Here is a 9,613-nt window from a genome sequence, read left to right as displayed (position 1 = left end):
CATCCCGATGCCGACCATATCGGCGGGATGGCAGAACTTATCGCCGACGCTGATATCAAATCCATCTGGGCGCCAAACGCCACAAACAACACCGAGACGTTCAGGAACTTTTTGAGTGCCATTGACAAAAAGGGCCTCACCATCACGCAGGCCACCTCCGGCACAACCATCGCAAAAACCGACCAATACTCCATCGATATTCTGTGGCCGCCTTCGTCCGCTCATTTCGACAACACCAACGACTATTCAATCATCATTAAACTGACCGTTGGCGAGAAGACCTTCCTATTCACGGGCGACGCTCCCGCAGCTTTAATCAATCAGGCTGTCGAAGACCACATTGACGTGTTAAAGGTATCGCATCATGGATCACGCACCGGCACCACAAAGAAGCTTGCCGCCAAACTCTCACCCGACTATGCCGTCATGTCATATGCCATCGGCAACGACTACGGGCACCCGAGCCCCAAGACCTTGAGCAGGGTGACCTCGCTGGGCATGGCGGTGGCACGCACCGACACGGAGGGCAGCATCGCGGTCTCCTCGGGTGACGACGGGCGAATCGGGGTGCGTCGCTGGCGTGGCTGATGTCGGGGCCAGCTGGCATGCTGGGCGCGTGAACAGTTTCGGACGCACCCTGCTCGTCACCGGTTCGGAATCGCTGCTGGCCGCTCGTGCCATCGACGGCAGGCGCCGGGCCGCCCTGGCGGAGGAACCCGACGCCGAGGTCAACCGGGTCTGTGGGGCGGAACTAGCCGATTCCATGCTCTCGGAGGTGACGGGGGGTTCCCTGTTCTCGAACCACATCGTCGCCATCATCGACGACGCAGCTAAAAGCGTTAAATAGCGAGTGCTTGGCGCCGACGTTGGTGATGATCTGATCGGGTCTGTAATTTAGGTCGTTGTCGCGCTTTAGCTTTTGAGCGATTAAATTTAAAATTTCTGGCGTACCGCGGACTGGAGTGTATTTGCCGCAGCCCTTAGCCATCGCCTCGATGACCGCCTTTTTAGCGACTTCTGCAGTATCGAAATCAGGCTCGCCCGCACTTAGAATGACGACGTCTTGCCCTCGTGCTCTCATCTGCTTAGCTTGCGTGCTGATTGCTATCGTGATGCTCTCTGTGAGCATTTTTACGCGATTTGAAAGTAACATCTCTCCCCCCTTTATTTTAATGATTTCAGATACTCTTCGTAGAATTTATTTAGATCCTCGTCCATTGTGGCGATATCTTTTCTGCCGCTGCAGATGCACTCTTCCAAAATTTCGATACGCTTGATGAGATATTTGATAAGCTCTTGGCTGATATCGGGAATTTTATTATGCGCTAAAGGATCGCTCTCGCAGCTGCCTAAAATTCTAGCGGGCACGCCCACGGCGGTGCAGTTTGGCGCGACATCCTTTACGACGACGGAATTTGCGCCGATTTTGGAATTTTCGCCGATGGTGATGTTGCCTAATACTTTGGCTCCTGCACCAACTACGACGCCGTTTTGCAGCGTCGGATGGCGCTTGCCGTGCTCTAAGCTCACGCCGCCGAGAGTGACGCCCTGATAGATCAGACAGTTATCGCCGATGGTCGCCGTTTCTCCGATGACAAGCCCCGTGGCGTGGTCGAAAAATACGCCCGAGCCGATACGTGCGCCCGGGTTTATATCTACGGCGGTGATTATACGAGTAAGTCCGCTGATCGCGCGAGCTACAAGCTTAAAACCTCGCTCGTAGAAAAAGTGCGCGAAACGGTAATTTATCAGCGCCCAGACGCCTGGATAGCAGAAAAATATCTCAAATACGCTGTTGCATGCAGGGTCTTGGCGCAAGGGCTCGGTGAAGTCCCGTTTTAAAATTTGCCAAAAACTCATTTTATCGTCTTTAAGTAGCTATTGTCGTTTAAAAACAGATATAGCTCGCCCAGGATATGCTTTTTCTCTTTTGCGTCTATGAGGTCAGATTTTTCGATCCGCTCGTTTAGGCTTTCGCGGATATCTACTACGTCGTAGTCCATATCCTCCAAGATGTCGATGACCGATTGCGATTCGATGAAATCCTTGATCTCAAAGCCGCCGTCATCGCGCAAGATCACGGTTGCTTCGGTGGGGTGCGCAAAGAGGTTGTGGCTCATGCCAAGTACCTCCTGATAGGCCCCGACAAGGAAAAAGCCCAAGAAGTACTCCTCTTTTTCAGGATCGAAATCGTGCAAAAATAGCGGATTTTTTTGACTGTCGAATTCTATCTCGCCGTCGCTATCGCAGGTGATATCCCAGATCGACGCCGATAGCGTGGCGCGCTCATCCAGCCTCTCTAGCGGCATGATCGGGAAGTGCTGCTTGATGCCCCAAAAATCGGGCAGGCTTTGAAAGATCGAGAAATTTACCAAATAGCGCTCTTGGGCGTTGCCTAGGGAGTTTAAGAAATTGCTGTATTCTTGCTTGTTGCCTAAAATTCCATACGCCTTTCGCATTATTAGATGAACCAAAATTTCGCCGTTTGAGCGGTCGATCAGATCGACATATCCCAGATCAAAAAGGGTAAGCACGCTCTCCATGTGCGACATGGCGTCGTGCAGATACTCTAGCGCGTTGGAGGGTTTTAGAGTTTTATACAGATCGTATAGCTCGGCGACTACCGGCGGATTATCCTTTTTTAGGGCGAGCTTCTCTTCGGCGTATTCTTGGGTAAAAAGCTCCAAAATCGGCGCTACGAGCACCGCGTGGCTGGCGGCTACGTATCTGCCGCTCTCGATAAAAATATCGGGCTCCGCCTCTTTTTTATCCTGTGCGATCGATTTGAGCAAAAAGACCACGTCGTTGGCGTATTCTTTTAGCGTATAGTTGCGGCTGGAGCTTTCTTTGGCTTGGGAGTATTCGATAGCAAGACCTCCGCCTAAATTTATGGATTTTAAATTTTTCGCGCCCATTTTGCGTAGCTCGGTATAGATGTTGCCCGCCTCGATGAGGGCCTTTTTGAGCGGATGGATCTCTGTAATCTGTGAGCCGATATGAAAGTGGATCATCGTAAACTGCTCGATGAGGTCGTTTTTCTTGAGCAAATTTATCGCCTCTATAAGCTCGGTCGAGGTAAGGCCGAATTTAGAATTTATCCCGCCGCTTTTCGCCCACATGCCGCTTCCGGAGTTGTGCAGCCTGATGCGAAGCCCGATGAATGGCTTTGGCACGAATCGCTCCTTAGCCGTTTCGATGATGGTTTCAAGCTCGTTTAGCCCCTCGATCGTAAGCGTTACGTTATGCCCCATCTCTGCGGCGATGAAGCCGATATTGATGAGCTCCTTATCTTTAAAACCGTTTACGGTAATCGGCGCGCCGTAGTTATTATACGCCATCGCTAGCAGCAGTTCGGGCTTGCTGCCGGCTTCGAGCCCGTATCCGTAAGGCTCGCCGATATCGACTAAATTTTTAACGAAGCCCGGGAATTGATTTACTTTAAGCGGATAGACGGCGTGGAATTTTCCCTTGTAATCAAACTCCTTAATAGCGCGGTTAAAATTTGAGTAAATTTCGACGATCTGCTTTTTGATGAGGTGCGGGAAGCGCAGCAGTATCGGGCCTCGCACGCCGTCTGCGCGGATCTCTTTTATGATATCCACCAAAGGCTGCTTGAAATCGGAGTTTAGGCATAGTTTGCCGCCGTCTATCGTGAAGTTGGAATTTCCCCAAATATTTAGTCCGTAATCGCTCATGCTCTATCCTTAAAAAATGCTTCGACCTCTTTAAATTTGATCGCAAAGGTGCTTTGATCCTCTAAATTTTTGCACCACACCTCGGCGCGATCAAACTCGTCCTGCCCGATACAAAGGCAAAATTTTGCCTCCGCCCCGTCGGCTGCTTTTAAATGCTTGGCTAGGCTCTTGGGCTCGTATGAAATTTGAGTTTTACAAAGCTTCCGCAGCTTTAGCGCAAATGAAAATGCCGTGCTAACAAACGCCTCATCCAGCGCGCCGATATAAATCCCCTCGCGCTCTTGTGGGCTTTCGCGCGTTTTTAAAATTTCGGCTATTCGCTCGATACCGATCGCAAAGCCCACGCCCGCCGTCTTTCTGCCGCCTAAAAACTCCACGAGTCTGTCATAGCGCCCGCCGCCGCCTACGGCGCTTTGCGCGCCAAGCTCGCTTGAGACGAACTCAAAGGCGGTTTTGCAGTAGTAATCAAGCCCGCGCACGAGCTTCGCATCGATCTGAAATTTTTGTCCGTTTTGGGTTAAAATTCTTTGCAGCTGCGTAAATTCCGCGGCGCAGGCGTCGTTTAAATTCTCCGTTATGAGCGGCGCGGCGGCTAAAATTTTCTGGCAGCTCTCGTTTTTGCAGTCCAGTACGCGGATCGGATTGGTGTCGATGCGCCTTTGGCAGTCCTCGCAGAGCCTGTCTTTGCGATCTTGCAAGAAATTTACGAGCTTGGTTTTATACGCGGGCATGCACTCCTCATCGCCTAAAGAGTTGATTTTAAGCGTTGCGGCGACATTTAGCTCGCGTAAAATTTGAGCTAGCATCAAAATCACGCTCGCGTCCTCATAAACGCTATTTTCGCCGAAGCACTCGACGCCGAATTGATGAAACTCGCGCAGGCGCCCCTTTTGCGGGCGCTCGTAGCGAAACATCGAGCCTTGATAATAAAATTTATGCACGCCGCCGCTGCGATCGAGCTTTTTTTCGATAAAGGCGCGCACGACGCCCGCGGTGCCCTCGGGGCGCAGGCAGACGCTATCGCCGCTTTTGTCGCTAAACTCATACATCTCCTTGCCGACGATGTCGCTGCTCTCGCCGACGCTGCGGCGAAATAGCGCGGTCTGCTCGAGCTTGGGAGTTTCGATGAGGCAAAAGCCGTAATTGCGCGCCACGCGCTCGCACACGCTTAAAATTTGCGAGTAGATGCGCGCCTGTTCGCCTGAAATATCGTTCATACCGCGAAGTGCCTTGATCATCGATAAAATCCTTTGTGAAATTTTAAAATTTTCAAATTTTTGCGGCGATTATAGTTAAATTTTCCTAAATTTTAAGCCCTGCCGCTCGCGGTTTTGTATCGGTTCTGCTTATTTACATCGCGCGCCGCGATGATTTTAAAATTTCAAATTTATTCTTAAAATGCGGATTGCGCGATCTTTGAGAATTGTTTTAAACGATCGGCGTTTATAAAATTTACGGCGCGACGATCGGCGTAACGGCTGCTAATATTACATTCTGAGAGCTTGCAAATACAGCGCCAGGCTTATAAAAACAGCGCGCCGCTAGGTTTAATGTATCCCGCACTGCGAAGCGGTTTGATTTTAAATTTAATTTGCGATGCGTCGCGCCAGCTCGTGGCATGCTATGTAAAATTAAAGCGCCACCGAAATTTACGCGCTGCGCAAAATTTAACGCATTGCGTAAAATTTTAAATTTTACCGCGTCGTCGATCGCGCACCGTTTCGGCTTAGGCGTCTATTTTAAACCGGCTAAGCTCGGCGGTAAAATTTCTACTTCGCCGCCTTGAAGCTCAAGAATTCCTCGTAGCGGCGGTCGATGATCTCTTTGATCTCGGCGTAATTTTGCGGCGAGTTTTCTATGTAAAAATAGGCGTTGTCGAAGTTTTTATCGCCGAATTTGCGCGCGACGAAATCGTCGTAATCCTGCAAATACCAGCCGTGCGTTTTGGCAAATTTCGTGCGGTCCGTGGTGTAGTAGGCCTTCGCAAAGGCCTTGTCCGCGGTATTTAGCTCGTCGATGCCCAGCACGCCGTCCATGGCGCCAAAAAAATACCCGCGATAATCAAAGCTATCGTCCATCCGCGCTATATCGTCCGCGAAATCCGCCGCGAAGTCCTTGGAGTAGAGCTTGCGCTCCATGCACCAGCGGAAGAAAAACGCGATGTGCGTCGCGCCGTTTTCCTGCGGGATATCTGTCGGCGCATTTTTCGCGCCCCAGTGCCATTTTGCCTTGTCGTAGGTCACGTAAGCCATTTTGTTCTCCTTTTTTGGACTTTAAGTTGCATAAATTTTAGAAATTAAAAGCAAACAAGGCTTGGTAAAGCTCTAAATTTTATCCGATGCAATCTGCGCCGTGAAATTTCAAATTTTATATCAGATCGCCCGTTACCTCATAATCACATTCGCTTCGTAAAATTTTGCCGCGACTAAAATTACGTTTAAATTCTATCGCATCTCGTAGAATTTCATGCACCCCGTCCTATGTCTTTCAGTCGCTGTTTTGCCGCAGCCGTCACGTCCTCTTCGTAATCGTACCACGCAAACATCGCGCCGTGCTGCACCGAGCCGCCCAGCAGATCGCCTCCCTGGCGGTTTTTCAGATCGATATTTGCGACCTTAAATCCGTCCAGCGTCGCTGCGAATTCGCGCAGGCGCTGCGGCGGGGATTTGAGCTTGGTGTAGAGGTAGCAGCGCCCCGCCTGTCCCTTGCGCCCGACGCGTCCGCGCAGCTGATGAAGCGACGCGAGCCCCATCCGCTCGGCGCCCACGATTAAAATGACGCTAAGCCGTGGCAGCGAGATGCCCACTTCGACGATCGTTGTAGTTATCAGCAGTCGCCCCTCGTCTCGGAAGCGGCGCAAAACCTCCTCCTTGTCCTTGTCGCTGCCGTGAGTGATCATCACGTCCGCAAACTGAGCCTTCCAAAACGGCGCCGCCTCCTCAAGGCTTTGATAGACCGAGCTTTCGCTTTGCTGCACGAGCGGATAGACGATGATCGCTTGATTGCCCGCGGCGAGCTCACGGCGCAGATCCTGCATAAAGCCAGCAAATCCGTCGTTTTGCAGGATTTTGGTTTTGATCTGTTTTTCAAACGGCAGCTGTTTTAAAAAGCTGAAGCTCACGAGCTCGGATTGGATCATGCTTAGCGTGCGCGGTATCGGCGTGGCGCTAAACTGAATGAAATGCGCGCGAAACTCGCCGTTTTCGGTGAGGCGCGCGATCTTTTCGCGTTGGTTGGAGCCGAAGCGGTGCTGCTCATCGACCATTATGAGATTTGACGGCGCGAGCTCGTGGTAGAGCAGGGCGTGAGTGCCGATGATAAGGTGCGCGCCCACGAAATTCGGCTCGCGATCGCCGCTTTTTACGAGCAGGACCTTAATCTGCGGCGGCAGCAGACGGCGCGCCTCGGCGTAAATCTGCTCGGCTAGGATGCTCGTAGGCGCCATCAGATAGCTGATGCGCGGGTAATTCATCGCCGCGCTAGCGAGGATGACGAGAGTCTTTCCGCTGCCTACGTCGCCCATGACGACGCGGCGGCGCGCCAGAGGGCTTTGCAGATCGCTAGCGATATCCTTTATCGCGTTTAGTTGATCGTGCGTAGGCTCGAAAGGAAGCGAAGTAAGCCAGTCTGAAATGTCGTGCAACGGGTAAATTTGCGCAGGGAAGCTCGTTTTTTTCGCGCTTAGCTTTTGCAGGTAGTTTAGAATTTCGACAAATTTCAGCGTGCGTAAAATTTCAGCACCGCTCATAGATGCGACGGCTGCGGCTCGGACGGCATCGGCGGCATGGACAGTTCCAGCGTCGCTTGCAATTTGAGCTATTATAGGTATGGCGGTTGTAGCTTGGGCGGCTGCGGTCTGGATAGTTTCAGTTTGATAATGCGTAGATTGCACGACACAATCGCGCGAAGCGCTCATCGGTGCGGCGAGCGCGTCCTGAACAGCCTCGGCGCTGCTTGTGGCCTGAATGATCGTAGGCTCCGCGGTTGCGGTCTGCACGGCTACTGCCGTCTGAAGCTTTTCGGTTTGATCGCATGCAGGCTGCGCGCCCGTAGCTTGCGTGCTCAAAGTTTGGATGGTCGCGAATTGCGCGCTCGCTACTTGGCTTGAAGTTTGGATTGTTGCGGGTTGCATACCTGCTTCTTGAGTTTGGGGGGTTACGGGTTGCAAATCTGCGATTCGAATGTCTGAAGTTTGAACCGCTGCGAATTGCGTATCTATATCTTGGGTGCTTAAATTTTGCTGTGCGGCTTGCTCGGCTACGGACTGCTCGGTAATGACATGCTCTAGCATGGGTTGTGCGGTTGCGACTTGAGCGTCTGCTGACCGTGCTGCTGCTTGGACGTCGGATACTAGATCGTTTGAAATTTTTTTCCCGCTTGCAACCGCTTCATTATCGGCTTTAAGATCGTCTGAAATTTCATCCTCACGCGCCTCGGCGTCGTATGCGGCAAGAAAATCCTCGTCGCCTTGAGCGCTAAAATTTTCGTCGTTATAAATTTCTGCATCGTGCGCTTGACGCTCCTCGCCGTCTAAAATTTCATCGCTCGCAATCTCGTCGTTACGGAGGCTTGGGAGGAGTGAAGTATCCGCGTCCTTTGTAATTCCGCCGCTTAAAATTTCATTCGTCGCGCCGCGCTTTGCTTCGCAGGCAAGAACTCCGTCGCTTCGCGGATAGTTTGAAATTTTACCTCCAAAAATCTCATCATTTTGCGATCTGCCGTTTAAAATTTCGGCGGCGGCGGAGCTTTGTAAGCTTGGAATTTTGCCGTTATCTGAAATTCCATCGCCATTTAAAATTTTATCGCTTAAAATTTCACTGCCGCTCGGGATTTTGCCGCTGTTTGAAACGTCGTCGCGCTCGCCGAAATTTTCCGCGCCGCCCTCCTTGAGCTGCCTATTTAGCGCGGCTAGCATTCGCACGCTGCGCGGCGAGCTCTCGTGTAGCGCGAGCAGTACCGCCGCCTCGTCCGCGCGCAGCCCGCAGCCTAGAAGCGCACTCGCGCTTAGATATTTTTTGATCAGCTTTTGCGCCGTAGCGTCGCTCAGCGCGGCTTTATATTTGGGCGCGATCCTGCCCGGCTCGCTTACGATTTTTGGGTTTACGAACTGCCACGAGCCGAAGCTCTCGTCGCATTTGCCGTGGATGAAGAATTTTTTGCCGCGCTTAAAGGCGCCGAAGTGCCAGCTTTTGGCGTTGAAGATCACGATTTTGATCTCGCGCTCCCAGCTGAGGCAGTGCGCCGTGACGATGAGCATCGAGCCGCGCCTGTGCTGGAAGAGGCACTCGACCTCTGCCGTGCTCTCGCCCGCGCACGGCGCGTCCCCCACGCTTAGATCGTCGAAGCTTTTGGGCAGAAGCAGCGCCAGATCCAAAAGCGTCGTAATGCCCGCCTTTTGCAGCGTCGCCGCGTCTTTTGCTTCAAAAATCAATTTTCATCCTTTAAATTTGATAGGCGTTTAAGCCCTTGCGCTGCGAAATTCTATGCGCCGTGCAGATCGCTCACCGAAATTTAGCCGAAATTTTACCTGTCGCAGCGAGATCGCTCACTTAAATTTATTTAAAATTTTCGCCCATTGCGGCAAATTTACTCGCCGGCTGCGCCTGTAAATTTTGCCCGCTCTGCGCGTTGTTTTTATTTGGCGGCCGTACTTTGCAGCGTGCGCTAGGTTTTAAAATAGCGCGCGATCGCTTTTAAAATTTAACAGCGCGATTTGCAAACCGCAAAAATTCAATTACGGCAGCCGTCACTCCGCGCCTTTTTAAATTTCACGGCGCGGCTTACAAACGGTGTGCGAAATCGGGCTTTGATTTTGTGCGCTAAAATTTTACCGAGCCGCGCACGGCGCCTTTAAATTTAGCCGCCCTTATAAGGCTCGCAGATTTAGCGGCTTTTGCAAAGCCTCGCAAGTTTTAGCG

6 protein-coding genes and 1 pseudogene are annotated in these 9,613 nt (G+C 51.7%); 1 reads left to right on the top strand and 6 read right to left on the bottom strand.

Features of this window, described 5'->3' with window-relative positions:
• Positions 1-588: ComEC/Rec2 family competence protein (locus tag Q0236_RS00060; RefSeq protein WP_297913513.1), on the top strand; the 588-nt coding region annotated here is incomplete at its 5' end.
• Between the two features lie 211 nt (positions 589-799).
• On the opposite strand, the pseudogene Q0236_RS00055 reads toward Q0236_RS00060, so the two are convergent.
• The 6 genes and pseudogenes from Q0236_RS00055 to recG all read right to left on the bottom strand — a co-directional run.
• Positions 800-1,153: pseudogene (locus tag Q0236_RS00055) on the bottom strand (aminotransferase class I/II-fold pyridoxal phosphate-dependent enzyme); the annotation flags it as partial.
• Positions 1,154-1,164: 11 nt separating this feature from the next.
• Positions 1,165-1,860: a serine O-acetyltransferase gene (cysE, locus tag Q0236_RS00050; RefSeq protein ID WP_297913512.1), complete on the bottom strand. Its 696-nt coding sequence runs from the start codon at positions 1,858-1,860 to the stop codon at positions 1,165-1,167.
• On the bottom strand, positions 1,857-3,695 hold the full coding sequence (gene speA, locus Q0236_RS00045; protein WP_297913511.1) for a biosynthetic arginine decarboxylase: 1,839 nt from the start codon (positions 3,693-3,695) through the stop codon (positions 1,857-1,859). The genes cysE and speA overlap by 4 nt, the downstream gene beginning before the upstream one ends.
• Positions 3,692-4,933, bottom strand: coding sequence for a histidine--tRNA ligase (gene hisS, locus Q0236_RS00040; protein WP_297913510.1), 1,242 nt, complete (start codon positions 4,931-4,933; stop codon positions 3,692-3,694). Before hisS ends, speA begins: the two co-directional genes overlap by 4 nt.
• Before the next feature lie 531 nt (positions 4,934-5,464).
• Positions 5,465-5,947 carry a hypothetical protein gene (locus Q0236_RS00035; protein WP_297913509.1) on the bottom strand — a complete coding sequence of 161 codons (483 nt, stop codon included), beginning with the start codon at positions 5,945-5,947 and terminating at the stop codon, positions 5,465-5,467.
• A 212-nt stretch (positions 5,948-6,159) separates the two neighbouring features.
• The gene (gene recG / locus Q0236_RS00030; protein ID WP_297913514.1) at positions 6,160-7,611 is read right to left on the bottom strand and encodes an ATP-dependent DNA helicase RecG; all 1,452 of its coding nucleotides are present in this window, start codon (positions 7,609-7,611) and stop codon (positions 6,160-6,162) included.
• Positions 7,612-9,613: the final 2,002 nt, after the last annotated feature.

The sequence above is a fragment of the uncultured Campylobacter sp. genome, assembly GCF_938031315.1.
GTDB lineage: Bacteria > Campylobacterota > Campylobacteria > Campylobacterales > Campylobacteraceae > Campylobacter_B.
This window is presented reverse-complemented; position numbering and strand designations above follow the sequence as displayed.